At 39.8% G+C, this 25,867-nt stretch carries 11 protein-coding genes; 7 read left to right on the plus strand and 4 right to left on the minus strand.

All coding sequences use genetic code 11. The annotated features are described in order from the left end of the window. Positions 1-337 precede the first annotated feature (337 nt). The 5 genes from R3E32_22895 to R3E32_22915 all read left to right on the plus strand — a co-directional run bounded on the left by R3E32_22895 (position 338) and on the right by R3E32_22915 (position 16,741). Positions 338-12,760 (plus strand): SdrD B-like domain-containing protein, encoded by a 12,423-nt coding sequence (locus R3E32_22895; protein MEZ4887599.1) that lies wholly within the window; start codon positions 338-340, stop codon positions 12,758-12,760. 349 nt (positions 12,761-13,109) lie between these two features. Further along, on the plus strand, positions 13,110-13,694 hold the full coding sequence (locus R3E32_22900) for a sigma-70 family RNA polymerase sigma factor (GenBank protein MEZ4887600.1): 585 nt from the start codon (positions 13,110-13,112) through the stop codon (positions 13,692-13,694). Positions 13,695-13,810: 116 nt separating this feature from the next. Then, positions 13,811-15,283, plus strand: a complete 1,473-nt coding sequence (locus tag R3E32_22905; GenBank protein ID MEZ4887601.1) for an outer membrane beta-barrel protein — start codon at positions 13,811-13,813, stop codon at positions 15,281-15,283. A 29-nt stretch (positions 15,284-15,312) separates the two neighbouring features. After that, complete coding sequence (locus R3E32_22910) at positions 15,313-16,017, plus strand: 16S rRNA (uracil(1498)-N(3))-methyltransferase (GenBank protein ID MEZ4887602.1); 705 nt, start codon at positions 15,313-15,315, stop codon at positions 16,015-16,017. 55 nt (positions 16,018-16,072) lie between these two features. Continuing rightward, positions 16,073-16,741 (plus strand): DUF4159 domain-containing protein, encoded by a 669-nt coding sequence (locus R3E32_22915; protein MEZ4887603.1) that lies wholly within the window; start codon positions 16,073-16,075, stop codon positions 16,739-16,741. Between the two features lie 443 nt (positions 16,742-17,184). Here R3E32_22915 and R3E32_22920 read toward each other — a convergent pair whose 3' ends face one another. From R3E32_22920 to R3E32_22930, 3 genes are all read right to left on the minus strand, one after another. After that, positions 17,185-18,594 (minus strand): MBL fold metallo-hydrolase, encoded by a 1,410-nt coding sequence (locus tag R3E32_22920; protein ID MEZ4887604.1) that lies wholly within the window; start codon positions 18,592-18,594, stop codon positions 17,185-17,187. 165 nt (positions 18,595-18,759) lie between these two features. Next, positions 18,760-19,062, minus strand: coding sequence for a hypothetical protein (locus R3E32_22925; GenBank protein ID MEZ4887605.1), 303 nt, complete (start codon positions 19,060-19,062; stop codon positions 18,760-18,762). Positions 19,063-19,082: 20 nt separating this feature from the next. Then, on the minus strand, positions 19,083-21,098 hold the full coding sequence (locus R3E32_22930) for a response regulator (GenBank protein MEZ4887606.1): 2,016 nt from the start codon (positions 21,096-21,098) through the stop codon (positions 19,083-19,085). Between the two features lie 284 nt (positions 21,099-21,382). Here R3E32_22930 and R3E32_22935 point away from each other — a divergent pair, with 284 nt between their 5' ends. Then, entirely contained in the window at positions 21,383-23,662 is a 2,280-nt protein-coding gene (locus tag R3E32_22935) for a choice-of-anchor L domain-containing protein (protein ID MEZ4887607.1), read from the plus strand. 66 nt (positions 23,663-23,728) lie between these two features. Then, entirely contained in the window at positions 23,729-24,307 is a 579-nt protein-coding gene (locus R3E32_22940; GenBank protein MEZ4887608.1) for a hypothetical protein, read from the plus strand. Here the strand turns inward: R3E32_22940 and R3E32_22945 are convergent. Further along, positions 24,298-25,867 (minus strand): IS1634 family transposase (locus R3E32_22945; GenBank protein MEZ4887609.1); only part of this gene is annotated, 1,570 nt, incomplete at its 5' end. The two genes, R3E32_22940 and R3E32_22945, sit on opposite strands and share 10 nt — an antisense overlap.

Consider the following 25,867-nt stretch of genomic DNA (forward strand, 5'->3'; position numbering starts at 1 on the left):
TCAGATTGAAGGAAAATGGGGAAATGATATATTTATTTAATATTATGAAAGTCAAATAATTATACTGCTATCTGAAAACAAACATACTTTTTTTAGGTATGTAGCGTGTTAGTAGATTGTGAAGTGCTGACAAAATATGTTGCCCTATTGTATGAGGGGTGACGAAAGAATAAACAATATTTGATTCTGAAATAAAAGAATTGTTTTTATATTTGATGGCAAAGTGTTTACCCTATTATGGAGTAATGCTTATCAAAAAAAATGCCAACTATTTTATTATTTTCATAACTTTAGGTGTATTTTATAATTGAAATTTCACTCAATAAAACACTGTAATATGATAAGGACTTATACAAAAGGACTATTTGCATTTATTCTAATGCTTTTTCTGTTTTACTGTAATTCTCCTGATACGTTCGCCCAATGCACGGGCAGCGAAACAGAGATTACGGTTACTGTTTCTCCCACTGGTGCATTCTCCGGTGAAATTGGCTGGGAACTACTGGAAACCGCTACGGGTACCAGTATAGAAGGCCCTACTTGTGGCGACTTTGATTGTGGTACGGGTGCGGGGTGCCCCAATTGTAACACACCTGTAACCCAAACGATTTGTGTATCGAGTTCAACTCAATACACTTTCAATGCCTATGACTCCTTTGGAGATGGGTGGAGTGGTTCAACTGTAACCATTGAAATCTCTTCTGGAGCAGACGATGGTTGTGTATTTGCTGACTTAGCTCCTACTTTTGGGTTTGACCAGCCTATTCCAGGTGGTACGGTTTGTAATGCAGCGAGTTCCTGTAACTTTGGATCAGGCAACAACAATCCACAAATAGAAGATCAATTTATTTTTACAATTAATCTTTTGGAAGGATGTACCAATCCTGCTGCAACGAACTATATTTCTTGTGCGGTAGTAGATGATGGTACTTGTTTGCTTCCTGCTTTGAATGATGAATGTGTAGATGCTATTGCGATACCTGTTGAAGTAGGTACATGTACTACTGGAAATACATCTGGTAATATCGGCTCTACTATTTCTACTGGATTCCCTGTACCAGGTTGTGCGGGTTATACTGCTGGTGGAGAAGATGCAGATGTTTGGTACACTGTTACCGTGCCTGCTTCGGGAAGCCTTGGTTTGACTATGAGCGCATTCCCGGGTGGACCTACCGATATGGCAATGGCTGCTTATTCTGGTAGTTGCGGTGCTTTGACACTTTTAGATTGTGATGATGATGATGGAGTAGGAGCTTTTCCAGCTCTTGGATTATCAGGTTTGACTCCCGGTTCGACCGTTTACCTATTGGTATGGGAATTTGGAGGCAATGCAGAAGGTCTGTACAATATGATTGTCTTTGATCCTCCAGTAGGTAGCAATTGTGACAATCCTGTTGTGGTTAGTAGCCTACCTTTCACCGAAGACAATGGAGATTTTCCTGGTGCGGGCACTACAGAATGTATGGGTGATAACTATGGCCCAACTTTGTGTGGCAACTTCTCTTCTTCTTCTGAGAAAGTATATGAGTTTACCCCAACTACGGACATGGATATTCAAATCGACATTACCGAACAAGGTGGTGGATTTGACGGCTTTGATGTTCACGTTTTTCAGGGATGCCCTGACTTTGGTACTTGTGAGGCTACTTTCACTACGTTTAGTGGAAATGGAACTATCCCAAGTGTGGATTTAACAGCAAACGTTACCTATTATATAGTCGTATCGGGAGATGGATTTCCTGATATCTTAAACTATGATATAGAAATCACCGAAAATATTCCTTTGACTTGTCCTCCGGGCGAAGTAGGTGTCGCTGTAAATATTGTATTGTCTGGTTTCCCCAACGAAGTGGGTTGGGAAATCGTCGGTGCTGGTTTAGGCGCAAATTGTGGATCTGCTTCAACAGGATTGTTTGAAGCATGCCTTCCAGAAGATACCTATACCTTCAATGCTTTCGACTCCTTTGGTGATGGCTGGAATGGAGGTACTTATACGATTGAAGTGGCAACAGGTCCAGATGCAGGCTGTATTTTGGGATTTGGTTCACCAACCAATGGCAGTACTTCAAGTGGTGGTGACACTCCATCTGATATTACCTGTGCAGGTGTTTTCTCAGGTGGTCCTGATTTGGAAGATACCTTTACTTTTGATTTGACCAATATCAGTTGTATTACAGGTTTTGACTGTTCAACGGCTACGGTTATTGACCCAACTGCCTTGCCTTATATAGAGGTGACAGGTGGTGGTGCAGGAACTACTTGTGGATATGGAGATGACTATGGCATCAATGAAAATCCATGTAATGCGCCAGGTATTGGTACAAACAACCCAACAGAAGGAGAAGACAAAATCTATACGATTACTCCTGTTGAAGACATAGTGGTGAATGTCACTGTGAATCCTGAAACGGACTTTGCAGATCCAGGCTTGTTCATCTACGATGATTGTCCAGATGTTTCGACTACCAACTGTGTAGCCTTGAACTTCTTCAATGGAACTACTTCAGCGGATTTAGTAATAGAAGAAGTGGTATTGTTGGCTGGACAGACCTATTATATACAAGTTGACCACTACAGTTTCTCTACTTCTACTTTCAATAACTGCTACAACTACGAATTGACGATTGAAGCGATTCCTTGTGGTTCAGATTCAGGAACTCCTATTGCTCCAAGTCAGCAAGTGTGTATGGTGCCAGACCAAAATCAGTTGCCCATCATTGTTCCTGATCCAGCAGTACCTTTCGTCATGTCTGATCCAGTAGCGGTGAATCCTCCTGCTGATGCGATTTTGGTTGGTGCTGATGGTTTGGCTTACAACTATATTGTTACAGACCTTTCTTCTGGAAATGATTTTGTAGGGGTATCAGACGATGGTTCTTATGCCTTGCCTAACGTTGTTGGAACAAACTACTGTTTCACAGGTGTCATTTACGATCCTGTGAGTGTTCAAACGATTCTATGTGACCCAGCAAATGCTAATTTCTGGGCTTCAAAAGGAATTGGTTGTGGTGCTACTTTTAGTCAATTCTTAACTGCAATTGATCCAACTTCTGGCGTATCTCCTTACAATATCCCATCTATCAACGATGCGATTGGTAGCTTGTGTAACTTAGTTCCAGGGGAGTGTGATTTGTGTTACGAAACAGCCGCAGCAGACAAAACCTACTGTGTAGGTGTGTATAATTGTGAATCTATCAATTGTGGTACGGTACTTCCGACTTATACTTTGAGCGGTACAGAGCCTATCTGTGAAGACGATGATTTGGCATTGGATGCCAATTATGTGCTGATAGACAAAGAAGTAGAAGGTATCAACTTTATCCTTACTTGGTTTGAAGATGGAAATCAAATTGCCCAAACTGGTCCAGGTGAAGATGGTGTATATGGTACAGGCGATGAAGATTTGGTAGAATTGTACACACATCCTGCCGACCATACGGATGACCTCTGTACAACCAATATTTCTTCTAATGAATACGAAGTACAGCTTTCTTGTATCGGAAAGGCATTTGACAATAGTACTTATGACAACATCGTAACAGCTTATTTCTCTGCTCCAACAGGAGCAACGGAGTTTATCTTCAACTTTGCGAGTGTGCCTTTGCAAGCCATTGCTCAGAATGTAGCAATTAATGTAGAGGGGCAGGCAATCAACTTTGCCTCCGCCTCTAATGCACAAATATCTATTTTTGCTCCTGATGGCAGTGATGCAGACAATGCTCCCGATTTTGTGACGACTATCAATGCTACTGGCGGTACAGGTGCTTTATGGGATATTTCAGAAGTATTGACAGACCTTTCCAATGTTGAAGTTGTAGCAGGTGTTTGGACAGTACAAGTACTTGACAATAATTTTGCGAATAATGGTGGTTTCCCAATTCCTGAAGGTATTGTGACTTCGCTTACGATGTCTATTGATTGGATTACCAACGAACCTCCTGTAATTGCTACGGATGCAGTGACAGGTGATACAACTGTTGATATTTATGACAGTGCACAAGACGGCGTTGATTTCTTATTGCCAGAAGGTTGTGCGGGTGCGATTACTCAATTGTGTCCTAATGTTACCATTGAATACTCATTGGATGGAAGTAATTTTACAGAAGATGCTCCCGAAGACTTGAGTATTGGTGATGTGGATCAACTGATTTTTTACCGAGTGTCTGTTGATGGTGTACCTGATGCATGTGCAACAGAAGGTTCTTACCTTCAAACTTGTCCGTGTATGGCAGATGCTTGTAACATCATCGCAGGGGATTATACGATAGTAGCGTGTGTGGATGACCCGATTGTATTGGATATTTTCTCAGGTAATTTTGAAGAGATTACAGATTTTTCAGGTGACATTCTTGCAACAGGCTTAGAGCACATTCGCTGTGGTGGCGGTACTACGGGTATTTATCCTTATGAAGCCTTTAATTTCCAAGTAGCACAAACAGGTAATTATACCTTCTTTACTGCTTGGGGTAGTAGCTTTGATGGATACTTGAATTTGTATGAGAGTCCTTTCACACCTAATGCTGTTGGTTCGGGTTCTACGACTGCTTCTTGTACCAACCGTATTGCGTTCAACGATGACTTCAATGGCACTGCTCAATCTCAGATTACCAATGTCACACTTACTGCTGGAGTAGATTATACTTTGGTCTATACTACTTTCTCAGGATTCTTTGGCGGTACAGATGGTACATACGAAACGACCATTACTGGTCCTGGTGGTATCTTGAGCGTAAACACAGAGTGTGCTGATCCTAGCATTTATGGTCTGTCTTACCTCATTACCAAGACAGAAACAGATGTAATTGTAGGTTTGGGTAATGACCTTACTGGATTCGATGAAGGTATCTATACCGTTTGTGGTTTCTCTTATGTATTGGGAGACACAGATCCAGCCTTATTGATTGGAGAATCTTATACAGATTTGGTCATTGATGCAAGTACCAATGGAGGTATCTGTGCGGATGTAGAAACGGCTCCAACTTGTGTGACCGTAGCGATTACAAAAGACTGTAATTTGGGTAACTGTCCAAACTTCATTGCTGCATTGGCTGCAGAGGAAGAATTGTGTAATGGTGAACCAGGTCTATTTGAAGTATTGTTGACCAACACCGAAAAATGGTTGGTATCCAACACCAATGATAACAACTGGGGATTCAATTCAGATGGATTCTCTTCAGGTACTTCTACCTTTACCATCTTTACATTGCCAACCAACATTGCAGCCTACTTTACTGGTACCAATGGTTCTGGCAATGCGGACAATGCTGCCCTGACTTCTCCTCAGATCAATTTGAGCAATTATACGGATGTTACCTTGAGTTTTGACATCAATTTCCAACAATCTGGCTCTGCTGCTTTCCCTGATGATCAATTGGAGATACAGTTTTGGAATGCTGGAACGAGTACATGGGACACTCAGCAAGTGCTGTTAGATGACACCCCTCCGAGTTGTTTCTTCCCATTTTCTTGCTCAACAACACTTAATTTCAATATCATAGACCCTGCTTATTTGACAGATGGATTCCAACTACAATTTGTCTATTCAGACAATGGAGATACTTTCTCTCAAGGAGTTGGTGTGGATAATATTGAAATTACAGACAACAATGCCACTGTTCCTGAAGAAGCACAAATCTTCTTTGATAACTTCGAAGCAGGCAATGTGACGTATGCAGTGACTTGGGTAGATCCAGAAGGCATTGTTTATGAAGGCATCGAAGCAGAAATTCCATTGGCACTTACTGGTAACCTTGGAAACACTTGTTTGTCAGAATTCAAAGAAGTGAGCTATGCGGTTACTTGCTTGGACAATGGTGAGATTGTTGAAGAAGGAGTAGTTGTAGTAGAAGTATTCCCGATTCTTACAGAAGGCATTCACTTCGACTTGCCAGAACAACAGGGTTGTGAGTTAGACATTGTTACCAACTGTGGTGCTCAGGGCAACATTGAGGTATTGTACTCTTCTACAGGTTTGCCTGGTAGTTACGACATTGAGGTTCCTACGAGCCTTACTCCTGGTGCTGCTCAAACGATATTCTACCAAGTAAAAACTGATAAAGCACCTGGAAAGTGTGCTGCTGAAGGTGTTTACACGGCAAGTTGTCCATTTGAATGTCCTTCTATTATCTCTTCAAACATTGCTTTAGAGGCGTGTGGAAATACACCTACTTTGTTTGAAGTAGAAGCAGATGTGCCATTTGCAGAAGCTTCTGTGAATAGTTATTTGGGTACTACCGTTGGTCGTCCATTATGGGAACGTCCGATTGGCACTGGCCCTAATGTAGTGACAGAAGATGTACGTTTTGATATATTCTCATTCAAAGTGCCAACAAATGGTACTTATACTTTCAATGCGAACTTCAACAACTTCAATGGTTACTTACACCTTTATGATGGCTCATTTGATCCTACATCGCCTTTCACTGGCTTGATTGCAGGTGCAGATGGCTCAGGTACGAGTGCTTCAATTGGAGGTACGCTTTCAGCAAGCAAGACGTATTACTTGGTAATCAGTGGTAACACAGCGTCTGATATTGGTACATTTACTATAACACTTGATGGGCCTTTGAATTCTGTGATTCACAGAGTACCTACCATCGAAGTAGTATGGTCTTACAATGCACAACAATATGCGAGTGGATTCCCAACTCCAATCAGACTTCAAGTACAGGATGCAGCTTGTGGTAAAGAAACACAGCCTGTTTATTACTCTGTACAGTGTACTGCTCTTGGTGCAGGTATTTATTTTGACATTGCGAGAGTAGATGTATTTACCAAACTAGAACCATTTGTTGATTTTGCAATACCTGATACGTATCAAGATCAAAACAAAGGATGTTCTGCTGCTTTGATCAATACGCAGTGTCCAAGTGAATTGGTAGATTTCAAATATTCTACTAGTCCACTCGGTCCATTTACTTCAACGCCTCCTGCGCTTACGCCAGGTACAGGTATTGTGGTGTACTATACGGCTAATCTGATTGATGGCCCTGCAGGATGTGGTATTTCTGGTGATAGCTATATTGTAGCTTGTCCAAACTGTCCTACTTTCGATGACATAACAGCTAGCTCTACACTAATGTGTACAGGTACGAATGTGAACTTCGATGCGGATATTACAGATGGTTTGTTGCAAATACAAGGTACTGTATCTACCATTACAGGTTCTACCGTAGGTGGTCCATTGGTAAACTTAGGTGCTACCATCGGATCAGCTCCTTATGATGTATTTATCTTCACAGTTCCTGTGTCTGGTGCGTACATTATCAATCAAGTACAAAATTACAACGGTTTCCTACTTCTGTATCAAAATGGTTTTGATGCCAATAACATCAACAACAACTTGGTTGCTCAAAATGATGATGGCGCACAAGGAGTTGGTACTTCACAGTTGGCAGCTAGTTTGTCTGCTGGTACAACCTACTACTTGGTAACTACAGGTAATGCAGATCCATTTGGCTTTAACAATGGTGAGCCATTTGAAGGTAGTTTCACTACTACTTTCACCCCTGGTGTATCTCCATTCTTGCAGGTGTATGATTTGCAATGGCTATATGGCTTCCAAGGTTCTAACTCAGAATCAACTACTTTCGAGATTATCAACGACCAAGCATGTGGAATTGGTAAGCAAAATGTAAGTTTGGAAGTTGTGTGTAGAGGTAGCAACGAGGTGCTTGCTGATACAGCAATAGCATTGACGGTTTATCCTGTACTTTCTCCATTGGCAAACTTCTTTGTTCCTGATCCATCAGGTATTGCTCCTGGTATTCCTAACACAGAGACTTGTAGTGTTGATTTGATCTTTGACTTGTGTAAAGACACCGATACTGAATTAGATATCTTGTACTCTTTGGATGACAATACTTATGTTGAGTTGGTGGAAGATGATTTCTCTACACCAGAAAATGAGACCTATAGTATAGATAGTTTGTTCAATGATCAAACTCCTGTTGATAATCCAGGTACTAATTTCGATTTAGGGCCTAAAGATCTCGCTATCTTGAATACAGGTGAAGCCGCATTGATTTTCTTCCAAATAGACAGACCTGGTGCGCCTGCTGCATGTAAAACTGCTGCTGGTTCGTTCCGTCAGGTTTGTGTGGACTTTGATGGTTCAGAGGGTGATCCAGGAGCTATCACTTGTCCTGAGTACAACTTCGCTACAGTTCAAGGTGTGAATACGCCTGATATTGGAGAGGCTTGTGCCAACACTTTTGCTACGTTTGCGATAGATATTGACTTCCAAATCATTCCAGCTTTGGGTATTCCTAACTATTCTACACAATGGTTTGGACCAAATGGTGAGCAACCTAACCCATTGGATAGATTGTCATTGTCTAAAACTTTCCCTGTAAGAAGCAATGCTTTCTGTGATATTGTTCAAGATTCAGCAACGGTTATTTTGGATTGTGTAAGTAGTTTCCCTGGTGAGGCTGCCGTAACTTTCCCGCAAACGATCAACTTGAAAGTGGATATTCATCCATTACCTCCTGCTGATCCTGCTGATTTCTTGTCATTCACTACAGATGGATGTAAAGGTATTATCATCGAAAATGTGGACAACGGTTGTGACCTTGTTAATTACATTGCATTGCAAGAACCTACGTTCCCACTACAAGTAAATGATGAAGGAACAGCTATTTACGAATTGACTTGGGATGGCGGACCTTGTTGCGCTCCTGGTGTACAACTCAACCGTATTTCTGATGGTAGTTTTGAGCTTACCCCTCCGGGTATCCCATTGCCTAACTGGAATACACAATACACTAGTTCGCAAGTGACAACACTTCCATCTAGTTTCCATACATTCTTACCTCACTGTGATAACTTGACTTGTAATGGCGGTGGTTCACCATTGAATCCTGCTGTGAATGTAAACGCATTTAGTTCAGGTGGACTTGCAGGAAAAGACCCAGATTTGTGGGGTTACTTATGGTTTGGTGGTCTTGCCAACGTTGATTTTGAAGAAATCGCTGCTCAAGGTTTGCGTGTACCTGTAAATGCAGATGTACTCCAATTCCGTTTCAGCAATAACTCTTGTGCTTCTAATGGCCCTAATTTCGACTTTATCGAATTGTTGGTTGATGGACAACGCACATGGGTACGAACAACAGATCCTAATGCTCCTGCTGCTGATCAAGCCCCTTGTGGTGGTGGTTACAGTTTAATTACAATTGACATCAAACCTTGGGCTGATGGATTGCAACACGTATTTACTTTCCATGGTCACTTCTACGGAAATGGTGGTATCACCAACTTTGGTCTTGATGATGTAGTTATGTTTACTGATTGTGATTACAGCAATGAGGAAGCATTGGTTGAGGTAGATTACAGTTGTCTTTGTGGACAGCCACTTGATCCACCTTATGGTCACAATGAAGTAGGTTGTGGTTCGGTTACTTATATGTTGCCTACTACTATACCTGTGGATAATGATGAATTGGCTGTATTTACTTGGACAGACTTTGCAACTGGTGAAGTCGTTCCTTCAGGTGTTGAATTCACAATGGATCACCCAGGAGGTTGTGCAGGTATTCAGGCAAGAACATTTGTTGTAGAAGTAACTTGTTCAGAAGATGCGGACTTCTCAGCCTTTGGAGGTTCTTATATCGTAACGGTTTATCCTCCTCTTGAAGAAGGAGACTTTGAGTTACCTGCTCCAAATAGCTGTTCACCTGAAATCAGCATTACGGATGGTTGTGGTGACAATACACCATTTGAAGTATTCTATTCTACTGACAATGTGAGCTACTCTACTACTGTTCCTGCGGACTTAGAACAAGGTACTTCGGATGATTTCTGGTACATTATTTCTGCAAGAGGTGATGGACAAGCACCATCTGGTACGGATTGCGTAGCAGAAGGAAAGTACACGATTACTTGTACACAATGTCCTTTACCAACATTGGTTAATGGTATTGGTGGTGATAGATGTGGAGATAATTTAAATATAAGTGCTTCAATCAATATTGAAGGTACATTTATTGCTCCAACATCTGTAGAATGGTTCTTGAATGGTCAAAGCACTGGATCTACTGGAGTTTCTTTCAGTGGTAAATTACCAGAAGCAGATGGTTGTTCTGTTAATACTTACGAATTGACTGCAAATGTTGTATGTTCATTGGATGATGCACCAATCACAATTTCTGCTGGTAGTGTAACTATATATGGAGTTCCAACATTGGGAGAAGACTTCAACCAACCAAAATTCTGTTCATCTGCGTTGGATGATGTTTGCGAAGGTGTGAACGTTAGCTATAGTGTGAACGGTCTTCCTGTAGAAGGTGAACCAATGGACGTTACTAATGGTGCGATTATAGCCTATAGCGTAAGCATAGACGGTGCTCCTGAAGGTTGTGGTACTACTGGATTCTACTTCTATAACTGTCCTGAATGTGCTGATGCAAGTTTGGCTACAGGTATTGATGGTGAATTCTGTGCATCGGATGTAGATGTGTTGGCTGCGGTATCGATTTCAGGTGGTGTAAACACGACAACTAGTTGTGAGTGGTACATCAATGGCGAATCTACTGGATTTGTTGGTTTTGTGTATCAAGCTACTTTAGCATCTTCTGATGTTGTTGAGCCTACTTCATACAATTTGACTTCTGTATGTTCTTGTACTGTTCAAGATGGAAATGATATTGTATCTTATTCTAATCCTGTTACAGTCAATGCTGGTACGGTAGTAGTATTCCCTGCTCCTCAATTGAGTGCAGTAAGTGCGGCTTCACAGTCTATCTGTTCTGGTGAATCTACAACGCTTTCAGTAAGTGTAGTGAATGCAGATCCTTCTGATATTGTATGGACAAATGCTGCTGGTGAAGCAGTTGGTACTGGTACTACGATTAGTACAGGATTTATCGAAAATGCGGCTAATTGTGATGGTCAATTGGAAACTTATACTGCTTCTGTTGTAGGTGGTACCGTTCCAAGTTGTGGTGATGCAGTGAGTGCTACTTTCGAGGTGAATGTGTTACCTGATGCTGGAACTAATATTGCAGTTGTTCAAGATGGTTGTACTGTTTCTATCTTAGGTGTTTGTGAAGGCTTTACGATTGTTCATAGAGCTGACGGCGGACCACTTCAAGTAGGAAATACTTTCACAGCTTCTGCACCTGCTCCTGGTGAAATTTCACAAGTAGATGTTGAGTTCGTCGTAACCAGTACAAACGGTTGTGGTAACTTATCAATTCCTACTGCATTTGAATGTTTCGGTCAAGAGTTGGGTAGTATCAGTGGTATTGCGTTCCGTGACTTAAACCAAGATGGTATCTGGCAATCAACTGAAGAAGGTCCTGGTTTGGCTGTTGAAGTAGAACCTGGTATTCCTAACCTCCTTGTTCAATTATTCAAAGTAACAGATGCTGGTCAGGAAATCAACGTAGATACGAAATTTACAAACGCTCAAGGTGTTTATACTTTCAGTGGTTTGGATGTGGGTACTTACTACGTATTGTTCGATATTCCTCAAGGATTCATCGCTTCTCCTGCGGATCAATTTGCTGACGAAAACTTTGACAGTGATATTGATGCTGGTGGTCGTACCGATAACTATGTTATCAATGAAGGTGATGATTTAGCAGGTGTCAATGCTGGTCTATACTTCGAAGGTTGTGCGGGTGATGCAGGTGTAATGCCTTCTCAAACGATCACACTTTGTGGAAGTGAGCAATCTGCAACTGTTGCTACAAGCGGTTCAACTGTTCCTGATGGATATGCTCAAGTTTTTGTCTTGCATGACGGATCTGGTGCTACCTTGGGTAATGTTGTTGCGATAAATCAAACAGAGGGTACTTTCTCTACCAACGATGTAGCTGGCTTTGGAACGTTCTATATTTCTTCTGTAGTTGGTCCTGATAATGATGCTGACGGATTCCCTGATTTGGACGATCCTTGTACACAAGTAGCAAGTGGAACTCCATTTGTTGTTGTGGATGGTTTGATTTTGGGTGATCTCGTGGAAAATAAAACGAAGGAGGATTATTCCTTACTTATCAACGTAAACGGCGGCAGCACTGGTTCTTACTCTATACATGTTGTAGTGGAAGACATAGATGGCAATGTAATATTTGAGGAGGATTATTCTTACAATGAAGGTGACAATCCTATCAAGATAGAAGGCTTACCAATCAATACTACTTATACGGTTACAGCTAGCGATGGTAGCGATTGTGATGCAACTGCTTCTCAACTTGTGGAAATCACAGTAGCTGTTGAGTTACTTGACTTCTCTGGTGAAGTTCAGGAAACTGGTAACTTATTGAACTGGATTACTGCAACTGAAATCAACAATGACTTCTTTACACTTTACCACTCTATGGATAAAGTGAACTTCAAAGCAATCAGCGTTGTAGATGGTGCTGGAAACAGCTCTAATGCAAATACGTACAACTTCTTACACAGAGATGCTCCTAATGGCGTAAGCTACTACCGCTTAGACCAAACTGATTTTGACGGAACAACTACTTCTTCAAATATTATCAGTTTGATTCGTGGTGAGGGAGGCTTTGGTATCGTTGAAGTAATGCCTGTACCTACTCGTGATATTGTAAATCTTACTTTCACAAGCAAAGAAGATGCTGAAGTACAAGGTACTTTACACGATGTAAGTGGTAAAGTATTGGCGAGCTTCAAAGTGGATGCAAAAGGTGGTTTGAATACAATCAAGGTAGATGTAAGTAGATACCCAATCGGTGTTTATTTATTGACTATCAACAATGGTAATCAACTACTTAGTACAAAGGTTATTAAAGAATAATAATGACCGTGGCTGACTAAATAAAACAAGGGGTGCTATGTGAAATAGCATCACTTGTTTTTGATTGATAAAAAGAGTCCTCAGAACCTATTACTGGTTTTGAGGACTTTTTTATTTTGAAGCGGGGATACTTTAGAAACAATTATGGCAATTTCAGCTTAACCAATGTATTGTTTTGGTGTTTATAAGCGTTAAGTATAAGATTGTTAACACAAATTCATTCGGATGGATTTTTTCTATTCAATCATACTCATTGACTAAAAATGAGTATAGAAAAGGATGCTTTGTTTTTAAAAAGCAACCTTTTGAATAGTCTTTTCGTTGAAAAAAATAGAATCAACACAAGTTCATGGATATTGCTTTGAAACTTTACAAACAACAGGCACTTAGTAAAAGTCAAGAACTACTTGCAGGATGTATTCGAGGAGAGAGAATATACCAAAAGGAGTTGTACCAAAAATATTATGGTAGGATGATGGCGGTATGTCTGCGTTATACCAATAATAGAGAGGAAGCTAGAGATATTTTGAATGAAGGTTTTATGAAAGTATTCAAAAACTTGGCTAAATATGAGCCGAATCATTCACTAGAGGCTTGGATCAAGCGCATCATGATCAATACTTCAATTGACCATTATCGTAAAAATAAAAAGCTTCGGAACAATGTAGATATTGAATATGCTTCTACCCAGCCTGCTGAAGATAATGTGAATATTGTTAGCCAACTATCTGCTGAAGAAATCCTGAAGCTAGTTCAACGGCTAACTCCTGCCTACCGAACTGTTTTCAATTTGTATGTAATCGAGGGGTACAATCATCGTGAAATTGGCGAAAAATTAGGAATTAGTGAAGGTACTTCAAAATCTAATTTGGCGAAGGCGAGAGGTAAATTGCGAGCAATGATAAAAACAGATTTGAAAGAGTATTCAAGGTGATTCAAAGGAAGAAATGGACAAAAAAAAATAATCTAAATTTTCAAAGAAACTTGGTATGAGTGTTGATAAGTTTTTAGTAAATTTAAAACATTAATTACACGAACGATTCATTAATAATGAGGGACGAATTAAATCAATACGATATGATGGAGGAAAAGCTTCGAAGGGAACTTTTGAAGTATGAAGCCTCTTTTGAGCCTGACGATTGGTCGTTAATGGAAGAAAAACTGGATGAGGCAGAACCATCTTATCTTACTTATGTGCACCATCCATTTTTTAGGTTTGCCGCTGCCGCACTTTTTTTACTTTCTTCCTTATATGGAATAGAATCATGGATAACACCATATTCTTCTTACAACAACGGCATTTATACGAGTAGGACAGATAACAGTAATTCAAACAATAACATTAGCGAAAATTTGGCCTCGGTAGATTCTGCAAATGAACAGGGTGAGAACCAAAATTCGTCTTTAACTAACATAGAACAAATAAATGAAATAGATGAAAAAAATCTACACTATAATAGTATAATTCCATCTCAATTAGCTGTTTTTTCAAACAATAGTAGGGTAAATATTTTTGAGAACAGCACTAATAGTGAGCGATATACAGCTATGGATAACGAGTATGTGCTTACTGATAATTTTGTGACTTTAGCTGCTCATACACAGAGAAAAATGTTGGCAATCCCAATGGCTATTCCTTATAATTCCTCAACTGTGTATGTAGAGGATATAACTAAGAGAAGCAAACGAAGAATGCCTGGTAAAAGAACCATAAGAACTAAGATAAGAACTTCTTTACCTCCGACTATAACAAAAAGCAATGCTGGCAATGTTCGTGTAGGATTATATACTTCGGCGGACATAAATTTTTTGGACTTGAATGCTGCATCACAATGTGGAACATCTTCTGGTATTGAAGTGACTGTTAAACCCAAAAAGGAGGGCAAATTTGCTTTTGTATCTGGTGTAGGTTACTCACGTAAAAAATTCAAAACAAAGGATGTTCCCAATAACCCATTGATGAGTTTCTTGAATGTAGAAGATTATGGAAATGCAGAAAATAAAAATGTTACCAATACCTTCACTTCTGAGATGGAGGTGATAGAAGTACCTTTGTTGGTACAATATACGCTTGGAAAAGGATCGAAAAAAATACAGCCTTATATAGAAGCAGGTGCAACAGCATACATACCAATCAATCAACATTATACTTACCAATCAACGAGTACTTGGGACCAAAAATATCCTAATCAAATACCTCCAGATATGGAAAACATAGCAGGAGGATATATTTCAGAAGCAAATGTAGGTTTGGAAATTCGTGGAGAACACGACAATGTATCAACTAAGCCTTACTTGGGAATTGCCAATGTGAATGCAGGAGTAAATCTAAGACTTTCTGAACGCATAAGTGTACATGTAGAAGGACAGGTAAAATCAAGTATTGTAAAACACAAATTGGATCGTTCCATTCCTGAAACGGAACTAAATGTTGGATTGGTGGGTGGTAATGATAATAAGTTCAATAATCGAAAAGGATTACACACACTTGGTTTGCAACTTGGTGTAAGTTGTGGATTGTAGTGATACATGAATGTTAAACCTCATTGTTAATGCAGCTTTTTTACGCTCCTCAAATTACTCAAGAAAACTTTGTACTAGACGAAATTGAGTCAAGACACTGCATACAAGTGCTGCGAAAAAATATTGGAGATACCCTCCAAATAGTAGATGGAACAGGGGGGATGTATGAAGCGATTATCACCCATGCACACCCTAAAAAATGTGCCTTCAAAATCGTAAGTACCATCACCTATCCAAACAATCCTTTTCAAATTCACATTGCCATTGCCCCTACTAAAAACATCACTCGATTTGAGTGGTTCTTAGAGAAAACTACCGAAATTGGGATTACACAAATAACCCCACTGCTCACACAACATTCTGAGCGGAAAAATCTGCGAACCGACCGACTGCAGAAAATATTGATAACAGCTATGAAACAGTCTGTTAAAGCACACTTACCACAACTGAATGAACTAATTCCTTTCAAGAAATTCATCACCAATAATTCTTCCTCTACCGACCTGTTCAAAGGCATCGCTTATTTAGATGACAATAATCTTCCCTTATCCAAAGTTTATACAAAAGGCAAAAGTGCATTGATTTTAATAGGGCCAGAAGGTGATTTTAGTCCCGAAGAAATTAACTTTGCCGTTCAGCATGGTTTTGAAGGAGTAAGTTTAGGTAATAGCCGCTTACGAACCGAAACCGCAGGTATTGTAGCTTGTCATACCTTGCATTTGGCAAATGAGTAGCATGAGTTACAGCAAATTAATGCCACCTTACAGACAGTAAAAAATTCTCAATTTTATGAAAAAAATAACCGTATTAAGTTTGTTAATATGCTTGTCTATGATTTTTCTACAAGCACAGAACAGCAGTACAGGAACAATATCTCTTGGCTTATTGAAGTACAACGGAGGGGGAGATTGGTATGCGAATCCTACCTCCCTACCCAATTTGATTCAATACTGCAATGAAAAACTACAAATGGATATTGTGGAAGACCCGCCAACTATTGAAGTGGGAAGTCCCGAAATATTCAACATCCCTTTTTTGCACATGACAGGACATGGGAATGTTGTGTTTTCTGACGATGAAGCAGAAAATCTGCGAACTTACCTTGAAGCAGGCGGTTTTCTACACATTGATGACAATTTTGGAATGGATCCATACGTGCGTCCTGCAATGAAAAAAGTATTTCCTGAATTAGATTTTGTAGAAATTCCTTTCACACATGCTATCTACCAAGAACCTTACCGCTTCAACAATGGTGTGCCTAAAATCCATGAACACGATGGTAAAGATCCACAGGCATTTGGATTGTTTTTTGAAGGGCGGTTGGTTTGTTATTATACCTATGAAGTAGATTTGGGAGATGGCTGGGAAGATTCCGCTGTACACAATGATTCGCCTGAAGTGCGTACAAAAGCTTTGCAGATGGGAGCTAATTTGGTGCAATTTGCATTTACACAATGATAAATAAAAAATCCTCAGTATCAAATTAATGTTACTGAGGATAAGACTCAACCCAATGAAATAAACCACTCACTAAATAATTAGGTCTATTTACTCTTTTTTCTTTATGTGCTTTCTTTTTGGAAAATCCTCAGTGTTAAACCACTAACACTGAGGATAAGACTCAACCCAATGAAATAAACCACTCACTAAATAATTAGGTCTATTTGTTTATCAATCCCCGCTATTCGGCGAGGGCTGATATATATACGATAAGGAGTAGAAATTGGATTTTTTTAGAAGAAAAAAAGTGATTTTTTTTTTAAACTTCTTAATCTGAATAATTCATGCGTTTTTGAGGGAACTGAAAATCAATTATTTAATCTGATTTTTTTTTAAAAAAAATAAAATCGAAAAATTGACTTTCAGTAACTTCTGAAGTTTATGAATTGCTTATTTTTTTCTTACAGTGTAGAAGGACATACAAAAGCAGTAATAGGAAGCGATGTTTGTTCGATAGCTGCAAAACCACCGTCAATGTCAATTACCTCATCAAAACCCCTAGCTTTCAATATTGAAGCTGCAATCATCGAGCGATAGCCACTTCTGCAATGCACATAATATTTAGTGTTTCTCTCCACCTCACTCATTATTTCATTGATGTAATCCAAAGGAAAATTTTGTGCATTTTCAACGTGTTCAGCATCAAACTCAGTAGGTTTGCGGACATCCAGCACGACAGCTTCACTATTATTAGACAAGTGCTGTTCCATTTTCATTGCCGAAATCGAATCAATCGAGTCCACCTCTTTCCCAGCTTGTTGCCACGCTTCAATACCTCCTTTGAGATAACCCAAACAATTATCGTAGCCCACACGAGCCAATCGAGTAACAGCTTCTTCAGCTTTCCCTTCGTCAGTCACCAACAAAATAGACTGCTTCACATCTGCTACCAAAGTGCCGACCCACGGCGCAAAACTACCCCCTAATCCAATAAATACAGATTTAGGAATAAAGCCTTTGTGGAATACACTTTGATGGCGTGTATCAATCACCAATGCACCTGTGTATTCAGCAGTTTCTTCAAATTCCTCTGGAGTCAAGGCCACCAATCCACGATTCATCACCGTATCCAAACTCTCGTAGCCAGTTTTGTTAATCATCGCATTTTTTGCAAAATATTGGGGGGCAGGTAAAATGCCAGTTGTTACCTCCTCAATAAACTCCTCTTTCGTCATATTGGCCCGCAAAGCATAATTGACCTCTTTTTGGTGTCCCAAGGTGTCAAAAGTTTCCTTACTCATGTTTTTGCCGCAAGCGGAACCTGCCCCGTGAGCAGGATACACAATAACATCGTCCTCTAATGGCATGATTTTGTTGCGAAGACTTTCATACAACATTGCAGCCAAATCATTCTTAGTCAATCCATTTTTTATCGCTAAATCAGGTCGCCCTACATCACCAATAAAAAGCGTATCTCCCGTGAAAATCGCATGGTTTTTACCCTTCTCATCCTTCAATAAATACGTGCTGCTCTCCAAAGTATGGCCAGGGGTATGTAGAACCTGAATGGTCAAATCTCCCAATTGAAATACTTCTCCATCGTGTGCATTGTGTACTTCGTAGCTGGTGTGTGCATTGGGACCATAAATGATTTTTGCCCCTGTTTTTTGCGCCAAATCAACATGACCTGACACAAAATCGGCGTGAAAGTGGGTTTCAAAAATATATTTGATTTTCACACCTTCCTTTTTTGCTTTTGCGATATAGGGTTCTGTTTCACGCAGAGGATCAATAATAGCAGCTTCTCCCTTACTTTCGATATAGTAAGCAGCCTCCGCCAAACAGCCTGTATAAATTTGTTCGACTTTCATGATGTTGAATGATTTTTTGTTTGTAAATTTCTTTTCTAAAGCTGTGCAAGTTAAGAAACCATGAAACAAAAAAAAGTGATAAAGGTCACAGTTACAGCAATCCTTGAACTCCGCCTAAGAATTGGAAAAAGGCATAGATATCCTTCAATGCGATACTGCAATTACCTAATTCAAAGAAAGTGCTGGCAACCGCAAATCATAAGAATTGTTATGAAACATCAATTGATGGATAATTGGAGTCATATACATGGTCAAAGGCAATTCTGCAATAATAGCCTCCGCCTCAAATTCAGAGGATGCCTTCACGACCATCCAAAGTTTCGACCTATCCATAGAGAGGGTGTAACTCATGAGTTTATCGTCCGCCAGAAACTGGTTCACCATCTTTCGGTGGGCGGGAATTTTACGCATAAAACCAACAGTGAGGGGGTTCGGAACTTCGAACTCTACCATAAATAACTTATCCATGTCCTAACAACAAGTCTATTTTATGAATTGTTCAAGACCTCCAACTTTTGCTGCAATTCTTTTATAGCTTGTTGGGTAATCCTATTGACCTTTGCCACCAAAGGAGGAAGGGCATCCAGTGCAACCTGTTCTCCTGCATTGTTCTCAATAGTCTGAATGGTATCTTGCAATGGGAAGACTCCCATATATCGAAGTTGAGATTTAAGTGCGTGAGCAGATGCACGCAGTTGGTTCCAGTTGTTGGCCTCTAAGTGTTCATTGAGGGCGGTGAGTTGATCGGGAGCATTTTTCAGAAAAATGTGAATGTATTTCGACATTTTAGTTGGGTCATTTTTGGTGAACTTCTCCAAAAAACTCATGTCCAATACACTCCCCAAGACCCTATTCGCATCAACCGACTTGTTTTGCTGCATTTTCTTTTTTGAAGTTGGTTCAATTTGAAGGAATAGGTGTTTCAGTTTTTGAAGTAGTTCTTCCTCCAAAAATGGCTTTGCAATGTATTCATTCATACCCACTTCAAAACAACGCTCTATTTCAGAGGTCGTTGCACTTGCTGTCATTGCCATGATGGGAATTTGCGAAATAGGAGTAGGTAATTTTTGACGAATATGCGTAGTCGCCTCATAACCATTCATTACAGGCATACTAATGTCCATCAAAACAATATCATAGCCCCCTTTTTGCAGCATATCCACTCCTATCTGACCATTCTCTGCAATGTCAATCAGCAAATCTTCAATCAACATTTTTAGCGTATCAACTGCCACAATCTGGTTAAATTCATTGTCTTCTACCAACAAAATACGCAGCCCTCTCAATGCTTTGTGCTCATTTTCATGCAATGAAGAAAGCGGCTGCTCTTCCAAGTTTGCATCATCCGCAATTTGATAGGGAATCGTAAAACTAAAAGTAGAACCCTTCTTCCATTCACTTTCTACCTTCAATGTTCCCTTCTGCAAATCAACCAATTGCTTAGAAATAGACAAGCCCAAACCTGTACCTCCAAACCTTCGATTGATGCTGCTATCTGCTTGTGAGAAGGTATCAAAAATGCTTTGCAGTTTTTCGGCTTCAATACCAATACCCGTATCTGCAATGGCAAAATGAATGTGTATTGTATTCGATGTTTTCTCCAATTGCTGTGCCGTAACCGAGATACGCACTTCCCCCTTTTCCGTAAATTTGATGGCATTGCCCACCAAATTCATCAATATTTGGGTCAAACGAGCCACATCACCCGACACTGCTTTTGGAACGGAGTCGTCAATGTGCGACAAAAGTTGAAGCCCTTTTTCTTGTGCCTTAAAATCAAGCATTTTCGTCACATTTCGGACTACTTGCTGCACAGAAAATGGATTGTCGTCAAAATCCATTTTTCCCGCTTCAATCTTCGATAAATCCAAAATATCATTGATGATAACCAACAAATTTTGCGCCGACTGTTTCACAATCTGCAAATATTCTACTTGGTCGGTGCGGGGAGTTTTTTTGAGCAAAAGGTTGGTAATGCCTACAACGGCATTCATAGGCGTTCTGATTTCGTGGCTCATATTTGCTAAAAACTGCTCTTTGAAGCGGCGAGAAGTTTCGGCTCGCATCCTTCGCTCTTTTTCTGCCTGAAATTTTTGACTGGCAGAAAATCCTTTTTTCAACAAGGCAACTTCTGCAAGGCTTTTGTCGAGGGTGATTTCAAAATCCTTAAAATCTATGGGTTTGGTGATAAAGTCAAATGCGCCCCTATTCATGGCGGTACGAATGTTTTCGAGATCACCGTAAGCCGACATGACCACCGACTTGATGATTCGGTCTAAATTGTTGATTTCATTGAGAAGTGTCATGCCGTCCATTTCGGGCATGTTGATGTCTGTCACCACCAGATCTACATCTTCGTGCTCTTTTAGCAATTCAAGTGCCTCCAAACCATTGTGAGCAAATAGGAGTTCCAGCTCATTTTCCCGAACTTTTCGTCTAAATTTTCGGCGAATGAGTATCTCCAAATCTGGCTCATCATCAACAACTAATATTTTTGCAGGCATATTAGGGGTAATCAGTAAAATTTATAAAAAAAGAATATTGGTGAATTTTTTGTTTTGTCTGTTATTTAATTGAACCTACAATATAGGCAGTTTACCATTTAATTACCCAATTGTAGTACATTATTTTTGGGATTACTTGGTAAATGATCATTTACCTTTTCTCAAAAAAACGTTGTATCAGTATCGTGATGACAGTTTTTGCAGATATTTATACAATTTCAGTGGTAGAGAGCCACTTTTTCTATATATTTGGTCGGCTATTTTTTAACCTAATAACTACATCAATGCAAAGGAATACTTTTACCATCAGTTTATTAAGTCTTATTTTCACGCTGATATTTAGCGCACAGAGTCTATATGCCCAATTGGAAGTGATTGGAGGACAGACTCCTGAGCAAATGATTGAGAATTTTTTGGGAGTAGGTGTGGAAGTTGATAATGTGGTGATTAACTGCCCCGAGGTAGCGTATGGAACCTTCAATGGGGTGAATTCTAATATTGGAATAGACAATGGGATTCTACTGACCACAGGCTCTATTGACAATGCCGTAGGTCCCAACAACGTTTCAGGCGCGCAAACCAGCAATGGCGCACCAGGGGATTTAGATTTGGGGGCAATTGTCAATCAAATCACTTTTGATGCGTGTATATTAGAGTTTGATTTTGTGCCAGCATCCAATACGCTGACCTTTACCTATGTCTTTGGCTCGGAAGAATATTTGGAATGGGTAGAAGCGGACTTCAATGATGTGTTTGCCTTTTTCATAACAGGCCCAAATCCCTCTGGAAGTTTGTACGACAACCGAAACATTGCTTTGTTGCCAGGCACAGATACGCCTGTTTCGATAGACAATGTGAACGATGATCTGAACAGCGAATTTTATGTCAACAATGGCACAGGCGATTTTCCAATTGACCCAACAACGACCGTTCAATACGATGGTTTTACCCTCCCTTTGATGGTGGAAATAGAATTAGTTCCTTGCGAAACTTATCACCTCAAATTAGCCATTGCAGACTCGGGAGATGAAGTATGGGATTCTGGTGTGTTTTTGGAAGCAGGAAGTTTCAATACCGATATTGTGACGGTAACGGCAAGCACTTCCGCAGGTACAGATACAACTGTTGAAGGTTGTTTGGATGGTACATTTACATTCACTTCCAATTTTGAGATAACAGAAGATTTGGTGATTGATTTTACGGTTAGCGGTACCGCAGAAAGTGGTAGCGATTATGTGGCTATCCCAACAAGCATCACCATCCCTGCTGGACAAACTTCGGCAAGCATTGACATAACAACCATTGATGATGCTATCTTGGAGGGAATCGAAAACATCACAATCGATTTTGACCTCGGTACAGGCTGTGCAGGAACGCTGCAAACGGCCACACTCTTTTTGAGCGACCCCTCTATAGTCGGTACGGTATCTGTCACCTCTGATAGAATTTGTGGGGGAGGAGCTATTGAAGCAACAGAAAACGGACTCGTATTGGCAGAAGGAGATGTATTCACTTTTATCGTACACAACAGCCCAACGGGTGATGTCACTATGGGAGGATTCACCATTTATGCTATTAGTGCTGATGGCTTTTTTGAGAACGATGGCGGAATTCCCCAAAACATTCCCGTTTACATCTCTACTACAATAGGCAACAACGATGGTTCAGGCACAGGCACACCCGACTTCACCGACTTTTGTTTGGAAGTAAGCCCACCCGCCGAAGTTGTATTTTTGACACCCATCACCTTCATGATCGACGAGTTTTGTGAGGATGCGACAGGGGATTATTATGTCAGTTTCCAATTGCAGGGAGGTTTTCCTGAATTTAGCAATTCATCTTCCTACACCCTATCAGGTGATTATGCAGGTACTTACGGTTTTGGACAAAATGCTATTATGGTCATATATCCTGCTGGAGGAGGAGATAATGTATATGATTTCAGTGTGGTAGATGCAATTGGGTGTACAGCAACAGTGGTAAGCGATGTTTTTGAATGTGCCAAAAACCCAATTGAATTGCTTGGTTTTGACGGAGAAGTATTAACGACTGGGAATTTGCTGCAATGGACAACGGCAAGCGAAACAGACAACGATTATTTTGAATTGTTTCGTTCTACAGATGGCAAAACCTATGAGCCAATTGCAGTAGTCAACAGTCAAGGCAACAGCCAAAACCTTCAATCCTACCAGTTTTTAGACCGAACTGCACCGAATGGCTTGACCTATTACCAACTCACTCAATACGACTTCAATGGTTTGTCCACAACTTTCCCTACTGTCGCATTGCAGCGAGGTGAAACCACACATTTGCAGATTGTTCAAGTTTCACCTGTTCCTGCAAAGGATTTTGTGACACTCAGTTTTTCGGCTGCAAACAACAAACCGCTTCAAATTTCACTCTATAATGTAGCAGGTCAAGTAGTCTTTTCTCAAACGCTTGAAACGACTTCAATGGGCATTCAGACGCTTACTTTGGATATGCAATCTTTGGCGAGCGGGATGTATTTGTTGCAGATAGGCAATGACTTGGAGTGGGTAAGCCAGAAATTGGTGAGGGAGTAAAAATATTGGGATTTGTAATAGGAGGGTAATTTTAACGTTAATTAAGATGATTCACAAAAGTTAGAAATGAAAACAATTACCTTCCTATTATTTCTGAAACTATTCGCCTTCAATGCCTTTGCCACAGAACAAGATCCCGACTTGTTATTGATTGAAGGATATACGGTTTACCTAAAATGCTTTCCACTCGAAGACTTAGAACTTCAATACCGACCATTTGGCTTGACACTATTGACTGCTCCCAATACTGCATGTTGGAGAGGCTATCAAGCAATTTGGCGACTGCAAAACGATAGTTTGTTTTTGGAGAAAATACTGGCATGTCCTCTATTAGGGGACGGGGATGCGTATTTGATAGAAGAAAATAGTTGGAAGTTGTTAGATGCAGAACCTCAAATGCAGGAAGATTTATTGGAATTTTTCCGCAAAAATGGCTTAGAAAGTAAAGTTTTGAAGGGGAGGGTTTTTGCAGATTGGTATAATAAAGTTTTGGTTGAGCCTTCAAATTTGGGAGTATGTCATTATAAATCAAACGAGTTCAAAAGAACAATTTACGAGCAATCGGAAGAGATGCGAAAAAATAAGAAAAACAATATAGAACTTATGTTTCGCACCTATCACAATAAAAAAAAGAATTACGTATAAAAATCCCAATATTGCTTTCCAAGCAAATCAAGAATCACCCGATGATGTTCTTCCATATTTAAGATAAGTGTTTTTTTATCAGGCATATATAAGATATGAATCCCCTCAAAACATTCAAAAACCCACCTCATGGAAGGATTCTGAACGGGTTTTCCTAACTGATTTTCAAAAAAAGTATTGTTTTTTTTCAATAAAGTTCTGGTTTTAAACTCCAATGCCGAATAAACTAACAAACACAATGTCATAATCATGAGAATGGCAATGATTCTCTGCGGCTTCTGCACAAACAAGGAAGAAGCAACAATATTTGGGTCTTTCAAGAAGCGAAACGCCCTTTCAGGAGCAATTTGCTTCTTGTAAGTTTCTAACAACTTTTCAATAGGCATTACTTGCTCATCTAATTCATTGGTAGCTAATATAAAACAACCCAATCCTTCCTTTTTTTTCTGTATTTCGACCCCTGTATTGTCTGGTTCTATATCTGCATGTACCTTGAAAGTTGTTTTTGTTGGTACAGCCCCTTTTTTCGGTTTACCCCTTGTTGCATAGTGATTTATCGGTGTAATTTCGATGTTTTTCAGAGAACTATATTGGAGTTTTTTGCAGAATTGTTGGATAGCATCCAAAGCAGATTGCTTGTTTTCAAACTCTTGAGTGCTGATTTTTTTGAATAACTTAGCCTCCTTCAATCTACATTTAGCTACTTTCTTATCAAATTTTAGTACATCTTTTTCATACTTTGTTTTAGAACGTAGAACTAACCAACGTTGGCTAACATCTCCATAAATATTTCCCAACTCCTGATAACTATACTCCTGTTCATACCCCTTCAACGGGTGCCAAGTACACTCCTCTAATGAAGAAAATGCCTCTTTGACACAACCTAATGTATGTGGAACACGAGTCAGCCATTTTAGACCATCTTTTGAAGATAAAATACTTAGGTTATCTTGATTGTATAATTTGCTGTCCACCACAAAAAGTCGAAGCCCGTAGTCGTTTTGTAGCTCATTTGCATAGGTCTCAACAAATTTCCCATAGCTCTTACCCTCTTCTTCATTGCCACTCAAAACACCTAACATCAAGGGAATACGACTACTATGATTCACAATTAGCTGTAAGCCCACTTGTACTAAGTCGGGACGATGGTCTTTACTGTGTCCACGAGTGATATGCAACACCAACTCAGAATCTTCTGACCCTTCTGACCCTTCTGAGCTATTTTTATACAATTGCTTCTCGCCACAATGCAAGTGAAAATTGCTATTGTCCAGATGCCCAATTGATAAATCTAAATCATAGTGCTTCGATAAATGTTGAACCGTAAAGTGGCTAATCAAGGCATACAACTTATTGACTCCATACTCATAAACAGCATCTAATGTCCTACCCAAAGCATCATCATTCAAATGCTCTGGTGTTAGATAACTAACATCCAATAATTTATCGATTGGTTTGTTTTTAAAAAAATGGCTCACTAAATACAAGCGTTTATTCACAAAGCCTAATCCATTCAATATCAAGCTCACTACCCCTTGACCTGTGCTTAGTATTTTGTCG

The sequence above is a fragment of the Chitinophagales bacterium genome (assembly GCA_041392475.1).
Taxonomy (GTDB): Bacteria; Bacteroidota; Bacteroidia; order Chitinophagales; family UBA2359; genus JAUHXA01.

What these genes read in the sequence shown, in the direction of transcription:
- R3E32_22895 (MEZ4887599.1), top strand. Translation starts at nt 338, where the DNA reads ATGATAAGGACTTATACAAAAGGACTATTTGCATTTATTCTAATGCTT.
- R3E32_22900 (MEZ4887600.1), top strand. Translation starts at nt 13,110, where the DNA reads ATGGATATTGCTTTGAAACTTTACAAACAACAGGCACTTAGTAAAAGT.
- R3E32_22905 (MEZ4887601.1), top strand. Translation starts at nt 13,811, where the DNA reads ATGAGGGACGAATTAAATCAATACGATATGATGGAGGAAAAGCTTCGA.
- R3E32_22910 (MEZ4887602.1), top strand. Translation starts at nt 15,313, where the DNA reads ATGCAGCTTTTTTACGCTCCTCAAATTACTCAAGAAAACTTTGTACTA.
- R3E32_22915 (MEZ4887603.1), top strand. Translation starts at nt 16,073, where the DNA reads ATGAAAAAAATAACCGTATTAAGTTTGTTAATATGCTTGTCTATGATT.
- R3E32_22920 (MEZ4887604.1), bottom strand. Translation starts at nt 18,594, where the DNA reads ATGAAAGTCGAACAAATTTATACAGGCTGTTTGGCGGAGGCTGCTTAC.
- R3E32_22925 (MEZ4887605.1), bottom strand. Translation starts at nt 19,062, where the DNA reads ATGGATAAGTTATTTATGGTAGAGTTCGAAGTTCCGAACCCCCTCACT.
- R3E32_22930 (MEZ4887606.1), bottom strand. Translation starts at nt 21,098, where the DNA reads ATGCCTGCAAAAATATTAGTTGTTGATGATGAGCCAGATTTGGAGATA.
- R3E32_22935 (MEZ4887607.1), top strand. Translation starts at nt 21,383, where the DNA reads ATGCAAAGGAATACTTTTACCATCAGTTTATTAAGTCTTATTTTCACG.
- R3E32_22940 (MEZ4887608.1), top strand. Translation starts at nt 23,729, where the DNA reads ATGAAAACAATTACCTTCCTATTATTTCTGAAACTATTCGCCTTCAAT.